Genomic DNA, 23,353 nt, shown 5'->3' with positions numbered 1-23,353 from the left:
ACATTGCCGGCTTGGTCGCCGCGTATTCGCGATCGCGTCCGTCTGGGGGCAAGTCGCGGCATAATGGTGCCCTGCGGCGGCTGTCGCCATAGCTTCAGTCCATACAACATACTTTTTCACGAGGAATCGCATGCTGACCAAGCTTCCCTTTGCCAAAACCGCCCTGCTCGGCATGCTCGTCGCTGCCCTGTCCCTGCCCGCCTCGGCCGCCGAACCAGCATGGGTCACGAAGAGCAATACCAATGCCAAGGTCTTGCTGCACGTCCTCGCAAAGTACTCTCCCGAGAGCGCCAGCACGCTCGGCGTCGAGGGCTACGACGAGCAGATCGTCGACCTGTCGCGCGACCAGTTCGAAGCATCCAACCGTGACCTGCGCGCAGCCATCGTGCAACTGCAAAAGCGCTTGGCCGGCGAGACCGACAACAAGGTCAGGCAAGACCTGCAGATCCTGATCGACAAGGCCCAGGACCAGCTCAAGACGGCGGCCCTGCAGCGCAAGTACTTCATGCCCTACCAGGACCTGACCCGGATGATGTTCGGCGTCGTACGCTCGACGCTCGACCCGCGCATCCCGGTCGCGCGCCAGCAAAGCTTGCTGTCACGCCTGGACAAGTATGCGGGGCTGGTGAAAGGATATCGGCCAATGACTGAACTGGCCCACGAACGCCTGCAGGAACGCCTGAAAGCGAACCCGAAACTGCTCGGACCGTACAAAGGTCAGGTCGAACAGTCGATCAACGACTTCCCCACTTTGCTCAAGGGCATGCGCGAGCTGCTGGCCAAGAGTGCATTGAAAGGCTGGGAGCCACGTTTCGATGCGCTGGAAAAGCAGCTGACGGCCTACAACGCGCGCGTGAAGGCAGAGATCCTGCCGCGCGCCCGCGCTGATCATCGACTGCCGCCGGAAGTCTATGCCGACAACCTGAAAAATTTCGGCGTCGACATCAGTCCGCAGGAACTGATCGCGAAGTCACTCACCTCGTTCGCGGAAATCCGCAACCAGATGCAGATCACGGCCAACCTGGTGGCAAAAGAGCGCGGCTTTAACAATGCCGACTACCGCGCCGTCATGCTCGAACTGAAAAAGCAGCAGATCCCCACCGAGCAGGTGATGCCGCTGTATGCCGAGCGCCTGGCTGCGCTGGAAAAGGCAGCGCGTGAGCAAAACGTGGTCACCCTGCCCGAGCGGCGCGCTGTGATCCGTCTGGCGACGATGGCCGAGAATGCAGCGCAGCCGGCGCCGCACATGAGTCCTCCGCGCCTGATCGGCAATACCGGCGAGTACGGTGAATTCGTACTGACCACCGGCATGCCGCCCGACGCAGCGGGCAAGCAACTGGTGTTCGACGATTTCACCCACCAGGCGGGCACCTGGTCGATCACGGCGCACGAGGCGCGCCCGGGCCATGAGATGCAATTTGCAAAAATGATCGAGACCGGGGTGTCGACGGCGCGCGCGGTGTTTGCCTTCAACAGCGTCAACGTCGAAGGCTGGGCCCTGTATGCCGAAGCGGAAATGCAGCCTTACGAGCCGCTCGACGGCCAGCTGTTCGCACTGCAGGCACGGGGCATGCGCGCCGCGCGCGCCTTCCTCGATCCGATGGTCAACCTGGGTGAGATCACGCCCGAGGGTGTGAAGACCTTCCTGATGCAGGAGGTCGGCCTGTCCGAGGGCATGGCGACACAAGAGGTGCAGCGCTATACGTTCCGCGCGCCGGGCCAGGCCACCGCCTACTTCTATGGTTACCAGCGCCTGATGGAAACACGCCAGGCGGCCGAGGTGGCGATGGGTGGCCGATTCAACCGTCAGAAGTTCAACGACTTCGTGCTGGCGCAGGGCCTGGTACCGCCAGGGCTGTTGCGCAAGGCGGTAATGGATGAGTTCGTGCCGTCCAAGCCGCAGTAATCGCTGCGGCGCGTCAACGCAGGCTGGGCATCGCAGTCAGGGGACCGCGCCCGGCCATTGCAGGCGCAGGCGCCGGGGACCTTGCGTTTTTTAATCCTTCTTTTCCCGGAACTCAACGTCAATCACTGTGTCGTCAGCCTGTTGGGGACGATGCGCATTCGTGGCGGGTCGGAAAATGGACGATAACACTCGACCGGATACAGCGCGCTTAATCCACGGAAAGGTGAGAATAAAGGCCATCGCAATGCCGGCAAAGACCACCGCCACGTAGTCACCGCGTGACAGGAACGTCACCAGGCAGAGGGTCAGCAAGCCCACCATGATTGGCAGACGCGCAGGCTTGGGCAACAGCCCCACCGTCTGCAGCTTGCCTTTGCTGATGCGCGGAATTCGTGCAAATATAATGCCCAACAGCAGTCCTGCCAAAGCGCGACCAGTGCCGAGATGTTCAGCAACTACCCCGACCACCAGAAAACCAGCATAAGTCATGGTACTGGCCAGGGCGACCATGAACAGTAATACGAGAGCAATAGTCAGCCTTGGCTTGCGCACGGCGGCGATGACGAACGATTGTAAAATTTTCGATACTCCTGCGAATGGCACCCGTAAGGCAAGCGCAAATCTTAACCTACTCGCGGATTTCAGGCTTTCTTCCATCCGGACCGGCAATGCGATGCGCAGGAACTGTGCCCGCGCATGACACGATCAGTCTCGCATTCCTGTTCGCTGCAATTGACGCGCTTGACAGGACCGGTTCGTTCCCGGCCGGCGGCTTCCTCAGGATACTGGCGGAGGATATTTTGCCAGTGTCTGAATGGCGTTGGCAGTTGGGGGCTGAGCCCGAGGAATTCAAACCATGTGCACGGCACGGTGTGTATCACCACGCTTGTGGTTGCGTACTTTGTAATGATTTCTGACCCCAGCCCGCCTTTCAAAAGGAAGTGGGGTACCATGTTGGGTCACTACTCAGGTCGGTCAGTCTTGCCTCCCCCAATCCACCAGCGAGCAAGCGTGAACAAGATTCTTCCTCTCCTACTCATTCTGATTGTCAGCGCGCCTTTTTCCCATGCGAAGGAAAACGCTTCCGCAGCAGCGGCGCCCCTTCGCTTTTTGCCTGTCGGCGCGGCTCTGCCCGAAAACCCGCTTACACTCGTACCCGATCGCAATGACTGGACGTACCCGCTGAATACGCCGGCCACGATGCGCGTCCGGTTGGCGCGCAGCCCCTACCCTGCCGAGGGCTTCAAGCTGCGCTATAGGTTGGGACCGGACATGCGCGAAGGACCGGAGCGCGAAATGATCGTCCCGGAACAAGGCGCGGACATTGCCGTGCCTGCGCAAGCGCACGCTGGCTTTGTGCGGTGCATTGCACGGGTCGAGATTGACGGAAAGAGCCTGATCAGCAGCGCCACGCTGGGATTCGCACCGCAGCAGATTGCGGCCAGCCAGCGAGACCCGGCCGACTTCGATGCCTTCTGGGATCAGCAGCGCGCCGCCCTTGATAAGATCGCGCCAGCATGGGAATTAACACCGGCGCCAGAATTATCCAGCGCTGCGATCGAGGTGTCCTATCTGCGCTTCCAAAATGTCGGTAACTATGCCGGGCCCAGCCACTTTTACGGTGTGCTTGCAGTGCCGCGTGGCGCCGGCCCTTTCCCCGCCCTGCTTTCGGTGCCGGGCGCGGGCGTGCGCCCCTACAATGGCGCGCTGACGCTGGCCGCGAAGGGCATGATTACCCTGCAAGTTGGCATCCATGGCATTCCCGTCAATCTGCCACCGGCCGTGTACGAAGATTTGGGCCGCGGTGGGCTGGCCGACTATAGCCGCTTCCGCATTGATGACCGCAACCATTATTACTTCCGCCGCGTGTACCTTGGGGTGCTGCGCGCTGCCGACTTTTTGGCGCGCCATCAAAAATGGGACCGGCGTCATTTAATCGTGACAGGTGGCAGCCAAGGCGGGCAATTGTCGATCATGACGGCGGCGCTGGACAAACGCGTCACAGCGCTGGCTGCAAGCTATCCTGCGTATAGCGACGTGTCCGGCTACGCGGCCGGCGGCACCGGTGGCTGGCCGCATTTGTTCAAACCCGGCGCCAATGGGACGCGCTCGGACGAACCGATAGAAGCAAAGTTAATCACGACCGCTTACTACGATACGGCCAACTTCGCGCGGCGCCTGCGTACGCCCGGCTTTTACACCTGGGGTTATAACGACACGGTGACGCCGCCAACGTCCACCTTTGCCGCCTACAATCTGATTACTGCCCGCAAGGAGCTGGTGTTGGCGACGGACCAGGGCCACGAGACGTCGGGGGTACAGGACATGCTAATCGAAGCGTTCATCCTTCATGCTGCCGGAATTTCGTCAACGAAGTCCAATTGAACGATGAACAATCACCGCGCCCCCAGCTTGGCGAAACAGGGCACTGAACGCCTTCCCAGTCCACGCAGGACATTATTCAGGACCGACGCACACATGATTACGCATTACACATATTGGAACGAAGACTTCGGGTATAGATTCTCAATCTCGCCGGCCTGCTTGAAACGCGCGCCGCAGTGGTTGGAACACGCAGAGTTTCCGCCGCTCTCGCCGCGAATTGCAATTGCCAACTCAAGGATCGCAGTGCAACGCATGCTTGCGGAAGTTCAGCCCTTTGAGCCAAAGTTTGACGCATGCGCGCTAAAGGGCGACGGAGCGTCGTGGCATTATGTCGTCAGTTGGTTTGTGCCGGATTTGGAAGATTGTGCCACTGATTGGTCTGCAATCTCCATTCCGGTTCTCTTCGATGGAAGTACGCCAGACCCGTTAAAGTTCAAATACGAAGATCGATTCGAGGTGTATTGATTCTCGAGCTAGGCATGGCACACATACAGCACCTGACATCCGGACTGCCACACTGGAAACGCGAGCCGGCCTTCCGCCCCGTCAAACAGTCCGCTTCAAAATCATCTCAGAGGTCAGTTCGGCATTGAGCATCGCAGCAGCGTGCGCGCCCGCGGCGGCCGCGTGAATTGCACCTTGCATCCGCGTCGTCAGGTCGCCCGCAGCATATATTCCGCGCACCGATGTCTCGCGCTTCATTGGATCGAACGACACGTAACCTTGATCATCCAATGCGAGGCCCAGTGCCTGGATCAAGCGCGTCTGATGCTGTGGGGGATGCACAAACAGCGCCACACACGCCACGCGCTCGCCGCTTGCGAGCTCGATCGATTCCAGCTGATGCCCGGTTCCGACCACGCGCGTAAGCGCTGCCGTCTCAAGCCGAATACCTGCCTCCTCAAGAACGCGGCTGGTTTCCGCCGGCAGGTCGAAGGCGTTGTTGGTATAGACAGTCAGGTCCGACGTCCATCCGCGCGCTTGCAAGGCAAAAGTCAGCAGCATGTGTGCATGCGCCGGATGCACAAGATAGCCCCACGCACGATCCTGCAATTCCCAGGCGTGACAATACGGGCACTGATAAATTGCGTGTCCCCAGAGCTGTGCAAATCCTGGTATCGGAAGCATCTCGTCGACCATGCCAGTACACAACAAGATGCGTCGTGCGTTGACGGGGCCGGCCGCCAGCGCGACTTGAAAAGCGCCGCACACGCCTGAAATCGATTCGACAATGGCATCACGCACTTCCACCTTGGGGTAATGCGCGAGCTGCTCCCTGCCGATCCGCCTGAACTCATCCGGCGCCACTCCGTCCCGCGTGACGAAATTGTGTACCTTCAGTGCCGCCATGTTGCGCCGGGGGCCGCCATCAAGAAGCAACACGTGTTTGCGAGCGCGCCCCAGAGCGAGCGCTGCGGACAGGCCTGCCGGCCCACCGCCAACAATGATTGCGTCATACATCATGTGTGGATTCCTTGGAATGCTGCGATGGCAACTGCTGGCCGGCGGGACACGACGAAAGGTTCTTGCGACCAGCTTCAAGCGCCCGTACGTCGAGATCAAGCTGGGCTAAAGTGACCTGTCCGAACCGCTCGAGCAGCAGCGCTTCCGCAGCCATAAAACTGGAATTGAGGGCGCCATTGACGGCCTGCTCAAGCAGACACCCGGGCGCTTCCGTGCGATTGCCCATCGCGAGCAATTCGGGGGAACCAAGAGCAAGATAAATATCGCGCAGCGTTAATTGGGCGAGATCGCAAGCCAGAGTCCACCCTCCCCCGTGACCTTTTTCGGAACGGACGTAGCCCGCGTCTCGCAGACCCGACATGATGCGCCGAATCACCACGGGGTTGGTCTCCATGGCCTTGGCAAGCAACTCCGATGTCATGGGCGCCCCTTCTCGCCTGGCAATGTGCAAGAGGATGTGAAGTACTCCGGATAATCGGCTGTCGCGTCTCATGTAACTTACGATATTACATGAAGACTGCTGTGTCAAGTCGCTTTGTCATCAGGCGGTGGCGATGCTGTGGTCGAGGTGCACTCGCACGGCAATTGCGGCGCTACCTGGTGCAAGCAGCTCGGCATGCCGACGTTCTCCTTCGCAGCCAGAAACGAAGCAACCGTCAGGAGCGAAACGATGAATCGCTTTTCAGTCTCACATAGAAGAAAAACGTCACGATTAAAAGCAGCAAAAATATATATGCCAAAACTGGCGTTTGGATGACTCTACTGAGCTTCGCGTCGTATGGGCGGTTGGGATCAATCCAAACCAGAATCTTTCGCCCTCTAGAATAAAAAGAATGAACTTCCCTGAGGGGTTTTTCGACGCCATCGACTAAACTGGTTTCGACTTTCAGTACATAATTGCTGCCTTGATAGACATAGGCGGTGCGCACTTCCACCAGCTCTACTTGGTAATCGCCGACTTGGGGCGAGCTATGGGTTACATACACGCGCTCGGAACTGACAACCTCTCCCGTCACTGCAATGAAGAAGTGGTTATCGGCAAACTGGACTACAGGAACTACCCAAGCGAATAGGTTGCCAACCAAAAGTATTTGCAACGCGCTTCCAAGAAAAGACTTCATTTATTTCCCACAATTAATCACGATAGCGACAGAGGCTGTGCCATCACCTGCGTCTGTAAACGCATTAGTTGACGAATGCGAGATGAACTTCGCGGGTTTAACCCGGTTGTCGATCCATCCAGGACCGCGACGCTGCGCGCCTTCACCAGCGTTTGGAAGCCATCAACCCCAGCAATTTTCAGGCTGACGTCGCCAGCACAATTTTTGCCTCGCTCAACAGTAAAGGCGGGAAGTGAATCGTTTGGGGGAGACAATTAAATGTACTGCACACTTGAAACGAGAGGATTGGACGCTGGTCAAGCGGGAGGTAGCTTAACCTGCGCCCAATAAAATGACTGAAGCACCCCTGGCGGATGGCCGCACCTGACCTCAAACCAGCCTCTTTAGTAAAAATGTTGCTCCGTATCGACTACGATGCTTAGCAATAGAGCTTGAGCCATTCGCCTTCTTCGCCAAACGCGGGTAAGAAGTGGACCCCAGAAAGCTGCGCTTTTTCAAGTGCATTTTTCAAACGGGAAGAGACTAGCACCTCCGCGTTGGAGAGCTCGAATAGATCTAACGAGGAGTCGAACCCCTTGCCAGAATAGATCGAGTGGTATCCCAAGTCGTAATTTTTTGATACGAACTGACGTTTTTCGTTTGCATCCGAAAACTTTAGAAAATTCTTCGGCAAGAACATACCCCCGGTAAAAAACACTGACTTGCCGAAGTCAATACTCTCATCAGGGACATGCGAAAGGTACGCCAAAAAATAGTCAAATCTTTCCCTGCCTTTCGCCACAGTAGCCGGCCAAAGCGATAGACCGCTCAAATTAAATTGCATTAACAAGTTTTTCGCGGACGTCGAAATCAAAAACGGACAGCTAATCAATGCTGGCCCAAATTGCAAAAAATCAGTTCGGATTGCATCCGGCAACAGCTTCGCATATTGCACATCAAAAACCATCGAACGAATCTTGTCGACATGATTCCAATAAAGATTGGAACCAAGGTTTGCCATAAGATCGTCATACTTAGAAGGATTCAAAAAGCCACTTCTGAGTATTTCTGCTTGCATAATCCCGTTCGAAACGCCTATCTCCTTAGGGTCCGAACTACTCCGCATGATATAAAATTCCATCTCAGTATCCGCATCTCTATACGCATCGTTGAGTCGTTGCACGCCCCTTTTGTTTAAGCTCTGCAACTGTGCTCGCATTTTGTTTGCAGGTCGCGCAATTTATCCATCGTAAGACTGCCATTTTTTAACAATTTATCCAGTTCTGCCATTACAGCAGGTCCCCCTCAGAGAAATCGCGAGACACCTTGCCCTCTAAAGAAACACCGTCCGACGCCACCTGCGCTCGGAAACGACAGAGCCCTCGTACGCAGACAGGCGCTTGCCCCTGCCTGCCACTGCCAGTTTCAGCCGCTTTAGACGAAAAAAACCCCTGAAATTCAGGGGTTTAGATTTGTCTACTGCGCCTGAATGCGCGCGATCGCCAGACGCAATATCATTCCCACTCAATCGTCGCCGGTGGTTTTCCGCTGATATCGTAGACCACGCGGTTAATCCCGCGCACTTCATTGATGATCCGGTTCGACACCTTGCCCAGCAAGCTGTGCGGCAAATGTGCCCACTGCGCCGTCATGAAGTCCAGCGTCTGCACTGCACGCAAGGCAACCACCCACTCGTAGGTGCGGCCATCGCCCATCACGCCCACCGACTTCACTGGCAAGAACACGGCAAACGCCTGACTGGTCGCTTCGTACCAGTTCTTTGGCGCCTCGCCGGCGTCAATCGATTCCAGCGCTGGCAGCTCGCACGGCGTATTGCGCAGCTCTTCAATGAAGATGGCATCGGCACGGCGCAGCAAATCAGCGTATTCCTTCTTCACTTCGCCCAGAATGCGCACGCCCAGACCAGGGCCAGGGAAAGGATGACGGTACACCATGTCGTGCGGCAGACCAAGCGCCACGCCCAGCTTGCGCACCTCATCTTTGAACAGCTCGCGCAACGGCTCGAGCAGCTTCAGGTTCAGCGTTTCCGGCAAACCGCCCACGTTGTGGTGGCTCTTGATGGTCTGGCCCTTCTTGCCCTTGCCTGCGCTTTCGATCACGTCCGGGTAAATGGTGCCCTGTGCCAGCCATTTGGCGTTCTGCAGCTTGCCCGCTTCCACCTGGAACACTTCGACGAATTCGCGGCCAATGATCTTGCGCTTGGCTTCCGGATCGGACACGCCTTGCAAATGGCCAAGGAACTGGTCTTCCGCGTCAATGCGCAGCACTTTCACGCCCAGGTTCTTGGCAAACATGTCCATGACCATCTTGCCTTCATCCAGACGCAGCAGGCCGTGGTCCACAAACACGCAGGTCAATTGGTCGCCAATGGCGCGGTGGATCAGCGCGGCAGCCACGCTGGAATCGACGCCACCCGACAGGCCGAGGATGACTTCATCGGTCCCCACCTGCTCGCGGATCTTGGCAACGGCTTCGCTGATGTAGTCGGGCATGTTCCACTCGGACTTGCAGCCGCAGATTTCGTGCACGAAGCGGCCCAGCATTGCTTTGCCCTGGCTGGTGTGCGTCACTTCTGGATGGAACTGCACGGCGTAGAAGCGGCGCTCCTCGTCGGCCATGGCGGCCACCGGGCAGCTAGGCGTGTCGCCCATCAGCTTGAAGCCTGGCGGCATGTCCAGCACCTTGTCGCCGTGGCTCATCCACACTTTCAGCATGCCGTGGCCTTCGCTGGTGACGAAGTCGTTGATGCCCTTGAGCAGCGCGGTATGGCCGCGCGCGCGCACTTCGGCGTAACCAAACTCGCGCACCAGGCCGTTCTCGACCTTGCCGCCCAGCTGGGCCGCCATGGTCTGCATGCCGTAGCAAATGCCCAGTACCGGCACGCCCAGCTCGAACACGGCTTGCGGTGCGCGTGGCGATTCGCCGTCCAGTGTGGAGTTGTGGCTGCCCGACAGGATCACGCCGGCAGCGCCATAGTTGCGAACGAACTCGTCGCTGACGTCGTAGGGATAGACTTCCGAAAACACGCCGGCGTCGCGCACGCGGCGCGCGATCAACTGGGTTACCTGGGAACCGAAATCGAGAATGAGGATTTTAGAGTGCATGGAGGGCGCTAAGTAGTTGCGAAATTCTGCTGGCTGTAAAAGCAACGCGGCGAACTGGTCGCCGCGTTGTTTTGCTTGTTACTCCGAACGGTAGTTCGGCGCTTCTTTGGTGATTTGCACATCGTGCACGTGCGATTCGCGCATGCCGGCCGAGGTGATCTCGACAAACTCGGCCTTCTCGCGCAGCTCGTCGATCGAGGCACAGCCGCAGTAGCCCATCGACTGGCGTACGCCGCCAACCAGCTGGTAAATAATGGCCAGTACCGAGCCCTTGTAGGCGACGCGTCCTTCAATACCTTCAGGCACAAATTTGTCTGCCTTGGCAGCGGCGTCCTGGAAGTAGCGGTCGGCCGAGCCGTCCGCCATCGCGCCCAGGGAACCCATGCCACGGTACGATTTGTAGGAACGGCCCTGGTACAGAATCACTTCGCCCGGCGCTTCTTCAGTACCGGCAAACATGCTGCCCATCATGACGGTCGATGCGCCCGCCGCCAGTGCCTTGGAAATGTCGCCCGAGAAGCGGATGCCGCCATCGGCGATACATGGCACGCCCGTGCCAGCCAGTGCTTCAGCCACGTTCGAAATGGCGGTAATTTGTGGCACGCCCACACCGGCGACAATGCGCGTGGTGCATATTGAACCCGGGCCAATACCAACCTTGACTGCATCGGCGCCATGCTCCACCAGGGCCAGCGCGGCCGCTGCGGTGGCGATGTTGCCGCCAATGACGTCCACGTGCGGGAACTTGGTCTTGATCCATTTCACGCGGTCCAGAATGCCTTGCGAGTGGCCGTGGGCGGTATCGACCACCAGCACATCCACGCCGGCAGCAACGAGCAGCTCGATGCGCTCTTCGTCGCGCTGGCTCACGCCAACGGCGGCGCCCACCAGCAGCTTGCCCAGCTTGTCTTTCGACGCAAACGGGTGCTCGTGCGACTTCTGGATATCTTTGACGGTGATCAGGCCGCGCAGTTCGAATTCATCGTTGACCACCAGCACGCGCTCGAGGCGGTGCTTGTTCATCAGGCGCTTCGCTTCAGCGGTGTCGGCGTCTTCCTTGACGACCACCAGCTTTTCGCGCGGGGTCATCTTGGCGCGGGCTTCCGCATCGAGCTCTTCTTCGAAGCGCAAGTCGCGGTTGGTGATGATGCCGACCACGGTCTTGCCTTCAACCACGGGGAAGCCGCTGATGCCATACTGTTCGGTCAACGCGATCACGTCGCGGATCTTCATGGTCGGAGGAATCGTGATCGGGTCACGCAGGACACCGGCTTCGAAACGTTTTACGCGCGCTACTTCACGGGCCTGGTCCTTGGGCGACAAATTCTTGTGAATAATGCCAATCCCGCCCTCCTGCGCCATGGCGATTGCCAGACGGGCTTCGGTCACGGTGTCCATGGCAGCGGACAGCAGTGGAATGTTCAGGGCAATATTGCGGGTCAGGCGAGTCTTGAGGGAGGTGTCGGCTGGGAGGATGTTCGAGTAAGCCGGGACGAGCAGCACATCATCGAACGTGAGTGCTTTTTGAAGTAGACGCATAGCATTTTCCTATTGGCGCAAAAGCGAATTATACAGAAGTTCTTGCCCTCTGTCTCCTGACCGCCTCAAAACCGATGGTTTTGCGGAAACACCGTTGACCGCGCGCGCTATGTACGGTTAAATCTGCACTAGATTACACAGAGAAAGATTCAAATGAACAAGATTACCTGGATGCGTGGCGTGCACTTCCTCGCAGGCAGTGCTTTGCTGATCTTCACCAGCGTCGCGCATGCGCAATATGTGTGGGTAGACGAAAAAGGCGTCAAACAGTTTTCGGACCGCTCGCCGCCAGCCAATATCCCTGCCAAAAACATTCTGAAATCCCCGCGCGGGGTCCAGCAGGCTGAGCAGGTACAAGCCGTTGCTGCACCCGCCGCGGCGCCTGGCAATTCGCTGGCCGACCGCGAGGCCGACTATAAAAAACGCCAGTTAGCCAAGGCCGACGCCGACAAGAAGGCCAGCGAAGATGCGGCCATTGCGAGCGCCAAGAAAGGCAACTGCGATGCTGCACGTGTGAACAAGGCGGCGCTGGAATCGGGCCAACGCATGCGCACTGGTGCCGACGGGGCCATGATGGACGACCAGCAACGCGCCGCCGAAATCGCGCGTGCCAACAAGGCGCTGGCAGACTGCGCTAAGTAGTCGTGCCCGACGCGTCCTTGGCGGCGCGCCGGCGCTTGGCAACTTTGGGATCGGCCACCAGCGGCCGATAAATCTCGATCCGGTCGCGGGCCCGTAACACGGTGTCCAGCGGCCGTTTTTTTCCATACAAGCCAACCGGCTGCTGCGCCAGATCAATCCCGGGGATGTCCGTCAGAATTCCGCTTTGCACGATAGCCTGCTCGATCGTCGTGCCCGCCTCCACCGAGACATCGCGCCGCACCTGACTGAGCGCGCTCGCATACCAAACCTGCACCTGCAGCAGGTCAGCCATACACGGTCTCCGCGCGTTTGCAGAACGAATCGACCATGCTATTGGCGATGACGCCGAACACGGGGCCGATCAGTTGCTCCAGAATCATGCTGGAAAATTCGTAGTGCAGATCGAACTCCACCTTGCAGGCGTCGGCGCGCAATGCCTTGAAGGTCCAGGTGCCGTCCATGGTCTTGAAGGGACCGTCAACCAGCTTCATCTTCATTTGCGTGGGCCGGCTGTTGTGATTGCGCGTGGTAAAGCTCTGGTTGACGCCGTGAAAATGGATCGCCAGGCAGGCAACCAGGGTGTCCTCGCTGCGTTCGATCACCTTCACGCCGCCGCACCAGGGCAGAAATTTCGGGTAGTCTTCCACTTTTGCCACCAGATCGAACATCTGTTCAGCGCTATATCCAAGAAATACTGTTTTGTGTACTACTGCCATTAATCAACCGTTTGTTATGATGTGAGGTATTTTGCATCAGTAGTTTAACTGAACCACCTATTTTAGCCATTTCATGAGTATTGTTGACAATCGAAAAGCGTTTCACGACTACTTCATCGAGGACCGCTGGGAAGCGGGCATCGTGCTGGAAGGCTGGGAAGTCAAGGCCATCCGCGACTCCCGCGTCCAGATCAAGGAAGCCTACGTGGTTGTGCGCGGCGACGAGCTGTTCCTGTTCGGCGCCCACATCAGCGCGCTCGCGACCGCCTCCTCGTTCACCCACCCCGAAGCGGTGCGTACGCGCAAGCTGCTGCTGCACCGTGCCGAACTCGACAAGCTGATCGGCAAGGTCGAGCGCTCCGGCTACACCCTGGTGCCGCTCAATCTGCATTTCAAGGAAGGCCGCGTCAAATGCGAAATCGGCTTGGCCAAAGGTAAGAAGCAGCACGACAAGCGCGCCACCGAGAAAGAGCGCGACGGCAAACGTGAAGTTGCCGCCGCCATGAAGACGCACACCCGCTAAGCAGCACTGCCCTGCTGGTCCGGCCCTGCCATGCGCAGGCTCAGGCGCCAGCAGGCGAAACTGCCCACCAGCCCGGCCAACACGCCGCACGCCAGTTTCAGGGCGCTGTCGAACAGCAGCGGCGCCACCAGACCCGACACCAGCGCAAACAGCATCATCTGGATGAACGACAGCATCGATGCCGCCAGTCCGCGGTTGTCCGGGAACAGGCTGAGTGCGCCAACTTGAATGGCCGGCATGGCCACGGCCAGGCCGAACGTATAAATCGCCAGCGGCAGCACGGCCCATGGAATGGCGGCCACGAACACGCTGTTATAGGCCACCGACAGGGCCGCTGCCGCACCCATGATGGCAAAGCCAAGCCACATCATGCTGGCCGGCTTGATCCGCGCGGCAGCCTTGCCGCCCCAGGCCGAGCCAATCGTCATGCCGCCAATCATGGGAATGAACAACCACGCAAACGCCGTTTCCGGCAGATGCAAAATCCCCATCACGAAGTTGGCAGCCGAGCCGATGTAGAGCGACAGACCGCCAAACGCCAGGCCGACGGCCACGGCCAGCAGCAGAAACTGCGGGTTGCGCAACACTTTGAGATAGTTGCGGGCAATGGCCAGGCCGTGGAAGGCGTGGCGCTGTTCGCGCGGCAAGCTTTCCGGCAACGCCTTGTAGACCAGCAGGATCATGAGGGCGCCAAAGCTGGCCAGGAACACAAACGTCGAGCGCCAGCCGAAACTCACGTGCAGCCAGCCACCCAGTACCGGTGCAATCGCCGGCGCCAGGCCAAACACCATCATGATGTGCGACATGATGCGCTGTGCATGTGCCTGGTCGTGGCTGTAGCGGTCCTGCACGATGGCCTGACCGATCACGGAGCCGGCGCCGGCAGCCAGGCCCTGCAGCGCGCGGCAGGCCAGCAAGGTGCAAAAGGTCGGCGCGAACACGGCGCCCAGCGAGGCGAGGGTATAGATCGAGAGCGCCGCCAGGATCACTGGCCGGCGTCCGAAAGAATCCGACAGGGTGCCGTAAAACAGCATCATGAAGGCAAAACAAAACAGGAACACGCTCAGGGTCTGCTGCACCGCCAGCGGGCCGACGTCAAATTCGCGGCCAATGGCGGGGATCGAGGGCAGATAGGTGTCAATTGCCAGTGCGCCCACCATGCCGAGACAAGCCAGAATTACGGTCAACAAACGCTGCATGGGGTCGCCTTTTCATCAAAGGCGAAATTCTACCGGTATTTGGAAATTCTTACTCGGGATCAACGTGAAGCGGTTTGCCGAAGCGCTCGAAACGCGGCATCCAGTTGCCCTCGATATCGGCTGACACCAGCACCCGCACTGCCCGGCCCACCAGCAGCTTGCGTGGCACCAGGCCGATGAAGCGCGAGTCTTCGCTGTTGTCGCGGTTATCGCCCAGCATGAGATATTGTTCCGGCGGCACCGTGATGGGCCCGAAGCTGCGCCGCGCGGACACAGCCGGCAGCACCTGAATGCGCTGCACCTGCTTGCCCAGCACCTCGTCAAAGCGCAAGGCCGGCGTCAGGCCGCCCTGGTGCGGCTCAAGCACCGATTCGATTTGCGTGTAACTGGCCGCCTGGCCGTTGATGATGATCTGCTCGCCGCGCATTTCGACCCGGTCACCCGGCACTGCCATGATGCGTTTGATCAGGCGCGTGCCATTGGCAGGCGACGAGAACGTAACCACATCGCCACGCTGCGGCTCGCCCGTGTGCGCCAATACCATATTGGTCAGCGGCACCTTGACGTTGAACGCGAGCCGGTTGACAAACACGACATCGCCTTCCAGCAAACCTGGGCGCATGGACCCGGAGGGAATCGGGTTCCAGTCCGCAATGGCAGTTCGGAAGAATCCAAACAGCAGCAGGAACAGGACAAATCCTTTATTGCTGCGTACCCAGTTCTTCATCGCGTGGCTCCGGTGGCTTGTCATGACTGAACAATACGGGGGCAAACTTTGGGCTGGCTTAAGCGGGCGTTGCATGCCTGTTGCGCTGCTTTAAAAATAACCAAAGGCAATTTAAATTGCTTTACAATTGTGCATCTTTCACCCTTCGAAAGCGAATCTAGCAATGCGCTTCGCAACAATTGTTCTTGCACTCGTTGCCATCACCCTCACCGGCTGTGCGGCTTCCGGCAAACCCTACGACGCCCAGGCTTGGGATCTGGAAATAACCAGGCCGGAACAGGTGCGCCTGACCGTCTTCCGCACCAGTGAAACCCTGGTTGCATCTGGCCGCGACGCCAAGGTCACGCTCAACAATCGTGAATCAAAATACTGCGCGCACGCGGGCTACGCCAGCTTCACCACGGTTGCTGGCAAACAGATGCTCAATGTTGAATTGACGCCTGAAACGAACCGCTGTGAAGTCCGCGTCGATGCCAAGCCTGGCGAAGAACTGTTCTTTGAAATTCGGCCCAACAAAGACCTGATTCTCGGCCGGGCGATCAGCGCCGGTGTTGGCGCCGGGCTGGCCCACGGCGGCGTGTATGGCACCGGTAATGACCCCATGGGCAAAATGAACAACTGCCAGAGCTTCTTTTCAATGGTCCCGGTCGAGCGCAGCGCCGCACTTAAAATTCTGTCGGACGTGCACGAGAGTTCGCAGTAAGGAAGGCACGCGCCTTAGTGGGGCTTTTGCTCGTCGCTCACAGCACGCAAGGCAAGGTTTTCCACCAGGCCAGGGGCAATCAGTTTCAGGAAGCGGCCCAGTTTGCCCTTGGCCGTCATCACCACTTCACGCCTGCGTGCCGCCATTCCGTCAATGATCAGGCGGGCGCATTCCTCGACCGGCATGGCATCGTCTTCCTTCAGGCTGCTGCTGCCAAGGATGCCGCCCTGGGCGTTGTAGCCGCGGTGACGGATGCGCGTGGCCACCACGCCGGGATACGCCGTCGTCACGCTTACCCCTGCCCCTTTCAGTTCCGCCCGCAAGCTTTCAAAAAAGCCCGTCATGGCAAACTTGGTCGCCCCATACGCAGAGCGGCCGGGCACACCCACCAGCCCTGCCAGCGATGACACTGCAACAATGCTGCCCTTGGATGCTTTCAGGTGCGGCAAGGCAGCGTGGGTACACCAGACGCTGCCCCACAAATTCACGCGCATCAAGTCTTCGTACCAGCCCAGGTCCGCAACATCTTCGAACAGGGCATGGGCCGAACGGCCGGCATTGTTGATCAGCGCGTCGATGTGGCCAAAGCGCGCCACGGTGGCATCGATCAGATGACGGCATTGATCCTGCACTCCGACATCGGTCGCCACGGTCAGTGTCTGCGCGCCCAGCGCGGCGCATTCACCAGCGACGGCGTCGAGCATGTCCTGATTGCGCGCAGCGAGGACCAAGCCAACATCCTTGCCGCGCGCAGCAAGCTGGCGTGCCATTTCTGCGCCGATGCCGTCGGATGCCCCGGTGATGATGATGACTTGCATTGCGTCCCCAGCCTGTGAATGTTTGACGAGTCCAGCACTTGCCGCTGAGCAGAATATGCGCGGAGGCGGCCCCGCGCAAGGCAATGCTACTTCTGCGATTTGACGATCTGCATGGCGCTGGCAATCAGTCCGCTCATGTCGCCCATGTTGGCCGGAACGATGATCGAGTTGTTGGTCTTGGCCAGATGCGCAAAGGCGTTCACATACTGCTCCGCCACTTTCAGATTGACGGCATCGTGCCCGCCAGGCGCGCCAATGGCGTCGGCAATCTGGCGCAGGGCCGAGGCATTCGCTTCTGCCAGCGCCACGATGGCGGCGGCCTGACCTTCAGCGCGATTGATGGAAGCCTGCTTTTCACCTTCCGAGCGCGCAATGGCCGCTTCGCGTTCACCTGTCGCGATATTGATCTGTTCCTGCTTGCGCCCTTCCGACGCCGCAATCAGCGCACGCTTTTCACGTTCGGCCGTAATTTGCGCTTGCATCGAATGCAGGATCGATTCTGGCGGCGTCAAATCCTTGATCTCGTAGCGCAGTACCTTCACACCCCAGTTCGCGGCCGACTCGTCGATCGCGTTGACGATGGTGGTGTTGATGTGATCGCGCTCTTCAAAGGTTCGGTCGAGTTCCATTTTGCCGATTACTGAACGCAGCGTCGTTTGCGCCAGCTGGGTAATCGCTGCCAGATAATTCGACGAACCGTAAGACGCGCGCATGGCGTCGGTAATCTGGAAGTATAAAATGCCGTCCACTTGCAGCTGCGTGTTATCGCGCGTGATGCAGACCTGCGGCGGCACATCCAGCGGAATCTCTTTCAGAATGTGCTTGTAGGCGATGCGGTCAATGAAGGGAATGACGATGTTCAAACCTGGCGCCAGCGTGGCGTGATATTTGCCGAGACGCTCCACCACCCATGCATGCTGCTGCGGGACCACGTTGATGGTCTTGAACACGAATACCAGCGCGACGACAAACAGCACTATGGTAAAAATTCCAAACGTTTCCATGCCTAGTCTCTTTCAGTGAGTGGTTATGCGTTGGCGACAACCAGATGGCTGCCGCGAAGTTCAACAATCTTGTAATTGCCACTGCCGGCAATAGCGCCTGGCGCCAGTTCCACATCCCACAAGGCGCCGCGGTACATGGCGCGCGCTTTGGTATCGTTCCAGGTATCGACATGCAGGACCTGGCCGATATCGATGTTCACGTTCGGGTCGCGCGCGGCATCCTGGCGCAGCGGGCGGCCAAAGCGGCTGCGATGCAAAATGCCCGTGGAGAGCACGCCCACCACGGCGGCCACCAGCACCTGCACCGGCAGACTAAAGCCAAGCGCGGCGGCGATGGCGCCGAAGGCCATGCCAATTGCAATCATCAATACATAGAACGTCCCGGTGAACAGCTCAAAGACCACCAGCACCCCGGCCAGCACCAGCCAGCCCGTCAATTCTGTCATTGCAGCTCCTTAAGAATTGTCCAAGATATTGCAGGTTTCATAATAGCTGTTCTGTTGATGAATGTGGCGGTAATTTAGCGACGCCACTACATCGCCCTCGCGAAGGCGGGGGCCTATGGCACAGTGAACAACTTCGGCAACGCGGTATGGGCCCCCGCCTCCGCGAGGGCGATGAAGTGGACGTAAAAAAGCCTTCCGGCGCGAGAGCGCGGGAAGGCTTTTCGACCATCGCTTGCGATTACTTCTGCAGCGACGCCAGTTTCTGCCAGGTGTCGATCACCGAATCCGGATTAAGCGACATCGACTCAATCCCTTCACCCATCAGCCAGGCCGCAAAGTCCGGATGATCGGAAGGCCCCTGCCCGCAAATGCCGATGTACTTGCCCTGCTCGCGGCACGCCTTGATCGCCATCGACAGCAGCGCCTTGACCGCCGGATCGCGCTCGTCAAAGTCCGCTGCCAGCAGCGCCATGCCCGAATCGCGGTCCAGGCCCAGCGTGAGCTGGGTCAGATCGTTGGAACCGATCGAGAAGCCATCGAAATACTGCAGGAAGTCGTTGGCCAGAATCGCGTTCGACGGCACTTCGCACATCATGATCAGACGCAGGCCGTTTTCGCCGCGCTTGAGGCCATTCTTGCCCAGCAGGTTGACCACTTTTTCGGCCTGGCCCAGGGTACGCACGAACGGCACCATGATCTCGACGTTGGTCAGACCCATGTCGTTGCGCACGCGCTTCATGGCGGCACATTCCATCTCGAACGACTCGGCAAAATCGGCCGACAGATAACGCGCCGCACCGCGGAAGCCCAGCATCGGGTTTTCTTCATCCGGCTCGTAACGCGAACCGCCAATCAGCTTCTTGTACTCGTTCGACTTGAAGTCGGACAGACGCACGATCACTGGCTTGGGCCAGAACGCCGCAGCAATGGTGGCAATTCCTTCGGCCAGCTTGTCGATGTAGAAGGCCTTTGGCGAAGCGTGGCCGCGCGCGACCGATTCGACCGCCTTCTTCAGGTCTGCATCGATGTTCGGGTACTCGAGAATCGCCTTCGGGTGTACGCCGATGTTGTTGTTGATGATGAACTCGAGGCGGGCCAGACCCACGCCGCCGTTCGGGATCGACTGGAAGTCGAAGGCCAGCTGTGGATTACCCACGTTCATCATGATCTTGGTCGGGATCTTCGGCAGTTCGCCGCGCGCCACTTCCGAAATTTCGGTTTCCAGCAGACCGTCATAGATGCGGCCTTCGTCGCCCTCCGCACACGACACCGTCACCAGCATGCCATCCTTGAGCGTCTCGGTCGCGTCACCGCAACCCACCACCGCCGGCACACCCAGTTCACGCGCAATGATCGCCGCGTGGCAGGTACGGCCGCCGCGGTTGGTGACAATGGCAGAGGCGCGTTTCATGACCGGTTCCCAGTTCGGATCGGTCATGTCGGCCACCAGCACGTCACCCGGCTGCACGCGTTCCATCTCCGATGGATCGTGAATCACGCGCACGCGGCCGGCGCCAATTTTCTGGCCAATCGCGCGGCCCGAGGCCAGCACCGTGCCACTGCCTTTGAGCTTGAAGCGCTGCTGCGCATCGGTCGACTTCTGCTGCGACTTGACCGTCTCCGGGCGCGCCTGCAGGATGTACAGTTTGCCGTCGCGGCCATCCTTGCCCCACTCGATGTCCATTGGACGGCCATAGTGGTTTTCAATGATGACAGCGTACTTGGCCAGCTCCACCACTTCGGCGTCGTCCAGCGAATAGCGGTTGCGCATTTCGATTGGCACGTCGACCGTCTTGACCGAGCGGCCCGCCTTGGCTTCCGCGGTGAACTCCATCTTGACCAGCTTGGAGCCGATATTACGGCGGATGACAGGCGACTTGCCTTGTTCCAGCATCGGCTTGTGGACATAGAATTCGTCGGGATTGACCGCGCCCTGCACCACCGTCTCGCCCAGGCCATAGCTGGAGGTGACGAACACCACATCCTTGAAGCCGGACTCGGTATCGATGGTGAACATCACGCCGGAGGCGCCCAGGTCGGAACGGACCATGCGCTGCACGCCAGCCGACAGCGCGACTTCAGCGTGGGTAAAGCCTTTGTGCACGCGGTACGAGATGGCGCGGTCGTTGTACAGCGACGCGAACACGTGCTTCATCGCCTCGAGCACATTGTCGATGCCAACCACATTCAGGAAGGACTCCTGCTGGCCAGCGAAGGACGCATCAGGCAAGTCTTCCGCGGTCGCCGACGAGCGCACGGCAAACGACATTTCGGTTTCCGAATCGGCCACCAGGCGTGCGTAGGACGAACGGATTTCCTGTTCCAGACGGTCCTGGAACGGGGTTTCAACGATCCACTGGCGAATCTCGGCACCGGCGGCGGCGAGCGAACGCACGTCGTCGATGTTCAAGCCTTCCAGGCGCGTGGCAATGCGATCGGCCAGCGACGGGCCGTTCGGCAGCGCATGCGTCAGAAAATCGCGGAATGCTTCGGCCGTGGTGGCAAAGCCCCCAGGCACGCGCACGCCCGCTGCGGCCAGCTGGCTGATCATCTCTCCCAGCGACGCATTTTTGCCGCCCACCGATTCCACATCGGTCATGCGCAATTGCTCGAATGGCGCGACATACACGCCTGTGCGTTCCGGCTCCTTGAATACTGCGTTAGTCATAATAAACACCCTTACTATTGATAGAAATCTTTGCGCAGGGCTAGCGACCGTTCTTGTTATTCTTTGTGTGGTGCAGCACAATTGTTACGATGCAGAGCATTTTACAGCCTCGGCCGCAAATTTACAGCGCACAACCTTGAAACATTGGCAGCATCCGAACAGACCGGAAACTTATGACCACAGAAACACGCCCTCCTCTGCCCACCTCGGCCCGCACCGTCTTTTTCGTCTCTGACGGCACCGGCATCACGGCGGAGACCTTCGGCCATGCTGTATTGACGCAATTCGACCTGCGCTTCCGCCAGATCCGCCTGCCCTTCATCGACACGGTCGACAAGGCGTATGACGCGATGCGCAAAATTAACGACGCTTTCAAGGCCGACCACCAGCGCCCGATCGTGTTCTCGACCCTGGTCAAGCCAGACTTGTCGGACGTGATCCGCAAGGCCAACGGCATGCACATGGACTTGATCCAGACGTTTGTTGCCCCACTGGAACAAGAACTGGGGGTGATGTCGACCCATACCATTGGCCGCTCGCACAACATCGTCGACAGCGAGGAATACAAGAACCGCATCGAGGCGATCAACTTCTCGCTGGCGCACGATGACGGGCAGTCGCACAAGAATCTGGCATCGGCCGATGTGATACTGGTAGGCGTTTCGCGCTCGGGCAAGACCCCGACCAGTCTGTACCTGGCCATGCAGTATGGGATCAAGGCCGCCAACTACCCGCTCATTCCGGACGACTTCGAGCGCGGCAAACTGCCTTCTTCGCTGCCGCCGTTTCGCGCCAAGATATTCGGCCTGTCGATTACGCCGGAGCGGCTGTCCGAGATTCGGCACGAGCGGCGCGCAGGCAGCAAGTACGCCTCCATCGAAAACTGCCGCTACGAGGTGAACGAGGCTGAGCTGATGATGAAGCGCGAAGGGATTCGCTGGCTCTCTTCAACCACCAAATCAATCGAAGAAATCGCAACCACGATCCTGCAAGAGATCAAACCAGACCGGCGCGAATATTAGCCGCAAGCGCTGGAGCGATACCCGGCAGGGAAAAAGCCGTCACATCGCCCTCGCGCAGGCGGGGGCCCATACCACGCATCCGAATCCGGTAGCGTGGTATAGGCCCCCGCCTTCGCGAGGGCGATGTTGGCTAATCAAAGAACTGCATCCAGTCTTTGAGCCAACCCGGAAACGCCTCCGCCGCCATCGGCCTGGCAATGTGGTGACCCTGCGCATACGTGCACCCCAGCCCCTGCAAGAAATCCCAATCCTGCCGCGTCTCCACCCCCACCGCGCACGATTCGCGCCCCAGACTGCGCGCCAGCGTCAGGCAGGAACTGAGCACCGTCCCCAACGCCCGCCTGCGCGCCGCGCCATCGACAAAACTGCGGTCGATCTTGAGCTCCGTGAACGGCACCCGCGCCAGCAGCTGCAGGTTGGAGCGCCCGGTACCGTAATCGTCAATCGCCAGGCCATACCCCAGCATGCGCAGCCGCACCAGGCGCTCGAGAAAACTCGGGTCATTGGTCAGCACCGACGATTCCGGCGTCTCAAACGTCAGGTACTGCGGCATGATCTGGTGCCGTTCAACGCAGGCACTGATCTGCTGAATAAACGCCGGATGCGCCAGCGTCTCGGGCGCCACGTTGATCGATATCTCTACCGGCAAACCCTGCTCGTGAAAGCGGCGACAATGCGCGACCGACTTTTCGATCATGCTCCAGTCGAGAAAATCAATGCGGCTGTTTTTTTGCAGCGCGCCCATAAACGACGCAGGTCCCAGCACGCCATGCTCGGGATGCAGCCAGCGCGCAAACACTTCCAGGCCTTTGATATGCCCCGTTTCAAGCACGATCTTGGGCTGGAAATACGGTTCGAATTCACGCGCCTGCAGGCCTGCGGCAACCTGCTCGAAGTCCATCTGCGGCGGCAGCGGCGGCGTGGTATCCGGGCCGCCGGGCTGGTAGTGGCCTATCATTTCTTGCAAGGGCTCGGCGTTGACGGGCTGCGCCAGAGTGCCCAGCAGCTCCAGCCCGTATGCCTGCGCCATGGTTTCAACGCTGAACAGCAGCGTGGTATCGAGCGTGCCTATGATGATGACGCGCGCGCGGCAGTTGCGCGCAGCCAGCTCACGAATCAGCTCCAGACCGTCGGGATGGGCCAGGCCGATGTCGATAATGGCGATGTGGACCGCGGGTGTGAATGCATCATGAAAGCAGTGCAGCGCGGCGGCGCCATCGGAGACTTGCGTCATCTGAATGGCACCAAGCGTGGCCAGCATGTCGCAAAGGTGTTTGCGCTGACCGTTGTCGCCTTCTGCAACCAGGAAATGTAAGTGGCTGATATCCATCATTACTCCGAGAAAGCCCTGCCTTCAAGAGTACCT

Annotated in this window: 23 protein-coding genes; 7 read left to right on the top strand and 16 right to left on the bottom strand. The window is 59.0% G+C overall.

The window, feature by feature from the left end:
* Nucleotides 1-130 precede the first annotated feature (130 nt).
* Nucleotides 131-1,906 carry a DUF885 domain-containing protein gene (locus BUC24_RS08535; RefSeq protein ID WP_073213722.1) on the top strand — a complete coding sequence of 592 codons (1,776 nt, stop codon included), beginning with the start codon at nucleotides 131-133 and terminating at the stop codon, nucleotides 1,904-1,906.
* A 90-nt stretch (nucleotides 1,907-1,996) separates the two neighbouring features.
* On the opposite strand, the gene BUC24_RS08530 is transcribed toward BUC24_RS08535, so the two are convergent.
* Nucleotides 1,997-2,563: a hypothetical protein gene (locus tag BUC24_RS08530; protein WP_143167426.1), complete on the bottom strand. Its 567-nt coding sequence runs from the start codon at nucleotides 2,561-2,563 to the stop codon at nucleotides 1,997-1,999.
* 249 nt (nucleotides 2,564-2,812) lie between these two features.
* On the opposite strand from BUC24_RS08530, the gene BUC24_RS08525 reads away from it, so the two are divergent.
* The gene (locus BUC24_RS08525) at nucleotides 2,813-4,291 is read left to right on the top strand and encodes an acetylxylan esterase (protein WP_178372500.1); all 1,479 of its coding nucleotides are present in this window, start codon (nucleotides 2,813-2,815) and stop codon (nucleotides 4,289-4,291) included.
* Nucleotides 4,292-4,384: 93 nt separating this feature from the next.
* Nucleotides 4,385-4,756: a hypothetical protein gene (locus BUC24_RS26910; RefSeq protein WP_073213713.1), complete on the top strand. Its 372-nt coding sequence runs from the start codon at nucleotides 4,385-4,387 to the stop codon at nucleotides 4,754-4,756.
* Between the two features lie 81 nt (nucleotides 4,757-4,837).
* Here the strand turns inward: BUC24_RS26910 and BUC24_RS08515 are convergent, their stop codons facing one another.
* The 6 genes from BUC24_RS08515 to guaB form a co-directional block, all read right to left on the bottom strand.
* Nucleotides 4,838-5,755, bottom strand: a complete 918-nt coding sequence (locus tag BUC24_RS08515; RefSeq protein ID WP_073213710.1) for an NAD(P)/FAD-dependent oxidoreductase — start codon at nucleotides 5,753-5,755, stop codon at nucleotides 4,838-4,840.
* Nucleotides 5,745-6,248 carry an Rrf2 family transcriptional regulator gene (locus tag BUC24_RS08510; RefSeq protein WP_073213708.1) on the bottom strand — a complete coding sequence of 168 codons (504 nt, stop codon included), beginning with the start codon at nucleotides 6,246-6,248 and terminating at the stop codon, nucleotides 5,745-5,747. Before BUC24_RS08510 ends, BUC24_RS08515 begins: the two co-directional genes overlap by 11 nt.
* 163 nt (nucleotides 6,249-6,411) lie before the next feature.
* A complete protein-coding gene (locus tag BUC24_RS08505) occupies nucleotides 6,412-6,876 on the bottom strand; it encodes a hypothetical protein (RefSeq protein WP_073213705.1) in 465 nt (154 codons plus the stop codon).
* A 418-nt stretch (nucleotides 6,877-7,294) separates the two neighbouring features.
* A complete protein-coding gene (locus BUC24_RS08500; RefSeq protein ID WP_143167425.1) occupies nucleotides 7,295-7,996 on the bottom strand; it encodes a hypothetical protein in 702 nt (233 codons plus the stop codon).
* Nucleotides 7,997-8,369: 373 nt separating this feature from the next.
* Nucleotides 8,370-9,980 (bottom strand): glutamine-hydrolyzing GMP synthase, encoded by a 1,611-nt coding sequence (gene guaA / locus BUC24_RS08495; protein WP_073213700.1) that lies wholly within the window; start codon nucleotides 9,978-9,980, stop codon nucleotides 8,370-8,372.
* A gap of 78 nt (nucleotides 9,981-10,058) precedes the next feature.
* Nucleotides 10,059-11,519: an IMP dehydrogenase gene (gene guaB / locus BUC24_RS08490; protein ID WP_073213697.1), complete on the bottom strand. Its 1,461-nt coding sequence runs from the start codon at nucleotides 11,517-11,519 to the stop codon at nucleotides 10,059-10,061.
* Nucleotides 11,520-11,672: 153 nt separating this feature from the next.
* On the opposite strand from guaB, the gene BUC24_RS08485 reads away from it, so the two are divergent.
* Nucleotides 11,673-12,161, top strand: coding sequence for a DUF4124 domain-containing protein (locus BUC24_RS08485; protein ID WP_083598778.1), 489 nt, complete (start codon nucleotides 11,673-11,675; stop codon nucleotides 12,159-12,161).
* On the opposite strand, the gene BUC24_RS08480 is transcribed toward BUC24_RS08485, so the two are convergent.
* Together BUC24_RS08480 and BUC24_RS08475 are read right to left on the bottom strand one after the other, a co-directional pair.
* Nucleotides 12,154-12,453, bottom strand: a complete 300-nt coding sequence (locus BUC24_RS08480; RefSeq protein WP_073213694.1) for an RnfH family protein — start codon at nucleotides 12,451-12,453, stop codon at nucleotides 12,154-12,156. The two genes, BUC24_RS08485 and BUC24_RS08480, sit on opposite strands and share 8 nt — an antisense overlap.
* On the bottom strand, nucleotides 12,446-12,877 hold the full coding sequence (locus BUC24_RS08475) for a type II toxin-antitoxin system RatA family toxin (RefSeq protein WP_073213691.1): 432 nt from the start codon (nucleotides 12,875-12,877) through the stop codon (nucleotides 12,446-12,448). Before BUC24_RS08475 ends, BUC24_RS08480 begins: the two co-directional genes overlap by 8 nt.
* 73 nt (nucleotides 12,878-12,950) lie before the next feature.
* On the opposite strand from BUC24_RS08475, the gene smpB reads away from it, so the two are divergent.
* Nucleotides 12,951-13,400, top strand: coding sequence for an SsrA-binding protein SmpB (gene smpB, locus BUC24_RS08470; RefSeq protein WP_073213687.1), 450 nt, complete (start codon nucleotides 12,951-12,953; stop codon nucleotides 13,398-13,400).
* On the opposite strand, the gene BUC24_RS08465 is transcribed toward smpB, so the two are convergent.
* Complete coding sequence (locus BUC24_RS08465) at nucleotides 13,397-14,599, bottom strand: multidrug effflux MFS transporter (protein ID WP_073213684.1); 1,203 nt, start codon at nucleotides 14,597-14,599, stop codon at nucleotides 13,397-13,399. The genes smpB and BUC24_RS08465 overlap by 4 nt on opposite strands.
* A 49-nt stretch (nucleotides 14,600-14,648) precedes the next feature.
* Complete coding sequence (lepB, locus tag BUC24_RS08460; RefSeq protein ID WP_073213682.1) at nucleotides 14,649-15,326, bottom strand: signal peptidase I; 678 nt, start codon at nucleotides 15,324-15,326, stop codon at nucleotides 14,649-14,651.
* 163 nt (nucleotides 15,327-15,489) lie between these two features.
* On the opposite strand from lepB, the gene BUC24_RS08455 reads away from it, so the two are divergent.
* On the top strand, nucleotides 15,490-16,029 hold the full coding sequence (locus BUC24_RS08455; protein ID WP_073213678.1) for a hypothetical protein: 540 nt from the start codon (nucleotides 15,490-15,492) through the stop codon (nucleotides 16,027-16,029).
* Between the two features lie 14 nt (nucleotides 16,030-16,043).
* On the opposite strand, the gene BUC24_RS08450 is transcribed toward BUC24_RS08455, so the two are convergent.
* The 4 genes from BUC24_RS08450 to ppsA all read right to left on the bottom strand — a co-directional run bounded on the left by BUC24_RS08450 (nucleotide 16,044) and on the right by ppsA (nucleotide 20,965).
* Nucleotides 16,044-16,847 carry an SDR family oxidoreductase gene (locus BUC24_RS08450; protein WP_073213675.1) on the bottom strand — a complete coding sequence of 268 codons (804 nt, stop codon included), beginning with the start codon at nucleotides 16,845-16,847 and terminating at the stop codon, nucleotides 16,044-16,046.
* 86 nt (nucleotides 16,848-16,933) lie between these two features.
* Nucleotides 16,934-17,851, bottom strand: coding sequence for an SPFH domain-containing protein (locus BUC24_RS08445; protein ID WP_073213673.1), 918 nt, complete (start codon nucleotides 17,849-17,851; stop codon nucleotides 16,934-16,936).
* A gap of 23 nt (nucleotides 17,852-17,874) precedes the next feature.
* Nucleotides 17,875-18,297, bottom strand: coding sequence for an NfeD family protein (locus BUC24_RS08440; protein WP_073213670.1), 423 nt, complete (start codon nucleotides 18,295-18,297; stop codon nucleotides 17,875-17,877).
* 238 nt (nucleotides 18,298-18,535) lie between these two features.
* The gene (gene ppsA / locus BUC24_RS08435) at nucleotides 18,536-20,965 is read right to left on the bottom strand and encodes a phosphoenolpyruvate synthase (protein WP_073213667.1); all 2,430 of its coding nucleotides are present in this window, start codon (nucleotides 20,963-20,965) and stop codon (nucleotides 18,536-18,538) included.
* Between the two features lie 173 nt (nucleotides 20,966-21,138).
* On the opposite strand from ppsA, the gene BUC24_RS08430 reads away from it, so the two are divergent.
* Complete coding sequence (locus tag BUC24_RS08430) at nucleotides 21,139-21,987, top strand: posphoenolpyruvate synthetase regulatory kinase/phosphorylase PpsR (RefSeq protein ID WP_073213663.1); 849 nt, start codon at nucleotides 21,139-21,141, stop codon at nucleotides 21,985-21,987.
* Between the two features lie 130 nt (nucleotides 21,988-22,117).
* Here BUC24_RS08430 and BUC24_RS08425 read toward each other — a convergent pair whose 3' ends face one another.
* Nucleotides 22,118-23,317, bottom strand: coding sequence for an EAL domain-containing protein (locus BUC24_RS08425; protein WP_073215003.1), 1,200 nt, complete (start codon nucleotides 23,315-23,317; stop codon nucleotides 22,118-22,120).
* Nucleotides 23,318-23,353 lie beyond the last annotated feature (36 nt).

The sequence above is a fragment of the Massilia sp. CF038 genome, from assembly GCF_900129765.1.
Taxonomy (GTDB): Bacteria; Pseudomonadota; Gammaproteobacteria; order Burkholderiales; family Burkholderiaceae_D; genus Telluria_A.
Note: the sequence above shows the minus strand (reverse complement) of the source record. Positions and strands in the feature narration are given on the sequence as shown.

Excerpts from the sequence above, each read along its gene's own strand:
- BUC24_RS08535 (WP_073213722.1), top strand. The coding sequence starts at position 131 with ATGCTGACCAAGCTTCCCTTTGCCAAAACCGCCCTGCTCGGCATGCTC.
- BUC24_RS08530 (WP_143167426.1), bottom strand. The coding sequence starts at position 2,563 with ATGGAAGAAAGCCTGAAATCCGCGAGTAGGTTAAGATTTGCGCTTGCC.
- BUC24_RS08525 (WP_178372500.1), top strand. The coding sequence starts at position 2,813 with ATGATTTCTGACCCCAGCCCGCCTTTCAAAAGGAAGTGGGGTACCATG.
- BUC24_RS26910 (WP_073213713.1), top strand. The coding sequence starts at position 4,385 with ATGATTACGCATTACACATATTGGAACGAAGACTTCGGGTATAGATTC.
- BUC24_RS08515 (WP_073213710.1), bottom strand. The coding sequence starts at position 5,755 with ATGATGTATGACGCAATCATTGTTGGCGGTGGGCCGGCAGGCCTGTCC.
- BUC24_RS08510 (WP_073213708.1), bottom strand. The coding sequence starts at position 6,248 with ATGAGACGCGACAGCCGATTATCCGGAGTACTTCACATCCTCTTGCAC.
- BUC24_RS08505 (WP_073213705.1), bottom strand. The coding sequence starts at position 6,876 with ATGAAGTCTTTTCTTGGAAGCGCGTTGCAAATACTTTTGGTTGGCAAC.
- BUC24_RS08500 (WP_143167425.1), bottom strand. The coding sequence starts at position 7,996 with ATGGAATTTTATATCATGCGGAGTAGTTCGGACCCTAAGGAGATAGGC.
- guaA (WP_073213700.1), bottom strand. The coding sequence starts at position 9,980 with ATGCACTCTAAAATCCTCATTCTCGATTTCGGTTCCCAGGTAACCCAG.
- guaB (WP_073213697.1), bottom strand. The coding sequence starts at position 11,519 with ATGCGTCTACTTCAAAAAGCACTCACGTTCGATGATGTGCTGCTCGTC.
- BUC24_RS08485 (WP_083598778.1), top strand. The coding sequence starts at position 11,673 with ATGAACAAGATTACCTGGATGCGTGGCGTGCACTTCCTCGCAGGCAGT.
- BUC24_RS08480 (WP_073213694.1), bottom strand. The coding sequence starts at position 12,453 with ATGGCTGACCTGCTGCAGGTGCAGGTTTGGTATGCGAGCGCGCTCAGT.
- BUC24_RS08475 (WP_073213691.1), bottom strand. The coding sequence starts at position 12,877 with ATGGCAGTAGTACACAAAACAGTATTTCTTGGATATAGCGCTGAACAG.
- smpB (WP_073213687.1), top strand. The coding sequence starts at position 12,951 with ATGAGTATTGTTGACAATCGAAAAGCGTTTCACGACTACTTCATCGAG.
- BUC24_RS08465 (WP_073213684.1), bottom strand. The coding sequence starts at position 14,599 with ATGCAGCGTTTGTTGACCGTAATTCTGGCTTGTCTCGGCATGGTGGGC.
- lepB (WP_073213682.1), bottom strand. The coding sequence starts at position 15,326 with ATGAAGAACTGGGTACGCAGCAATAAAGGATTTGTCCTGTTCCTGCTG.
- BUC24_RS08455 (WP_073213678.1), top strand. The coding sequence starts at position 15,490 with ATGCGCTTCGCAACAATTGTTCTTGCACTCGTTGCCATCACCCTCACC.
- BUC24_RS08450 (WP_073213675.1), bottom strand. The coding sequence starts at position 16,847 with ATGCAAGTCATCATCATCACCGGGGCATCCGACGGCATCGGCGCAGAA.
- BUC24_RS08445 (WP_073213673.1), bottom strand. The coding sequence starts at position 17,851 with ATGGAAACGTTTGGAATTTTTACCATAGTGCTGTTTGTCGTCGCGCTG.
- BUC24_RS08440 (WP_073213670.1), bottom strand. The coding sequence starts at position 18,297 with ATGACAGAATTGACGGGCTGGCTGGTGCTGGCCGGGGTGCTGGTGGTC.
- ppsA (WP_073213667.1), bottom strand. The coding sequence starts at position 20,965 with ATGACTAACGCAGTATTCAAGGAGCCGGAACGCACAGGCGTGTATGTC.
- BUC24_RS08430 (WP_073213663.1), top strand. The coding sequence starts at position 21,139 with ATGACCACAGAAACACGCCCTCCTCTGCCCACCTCGGCCCGCACCGTC.
- BUC24_RS08425 (WP_073215003.1), bottom strand. The coding sequence starts at position 23,317 with ATGGATATCAGCCACTTACATTTCCTGGTTGCAGAAGGCGACAACGGT.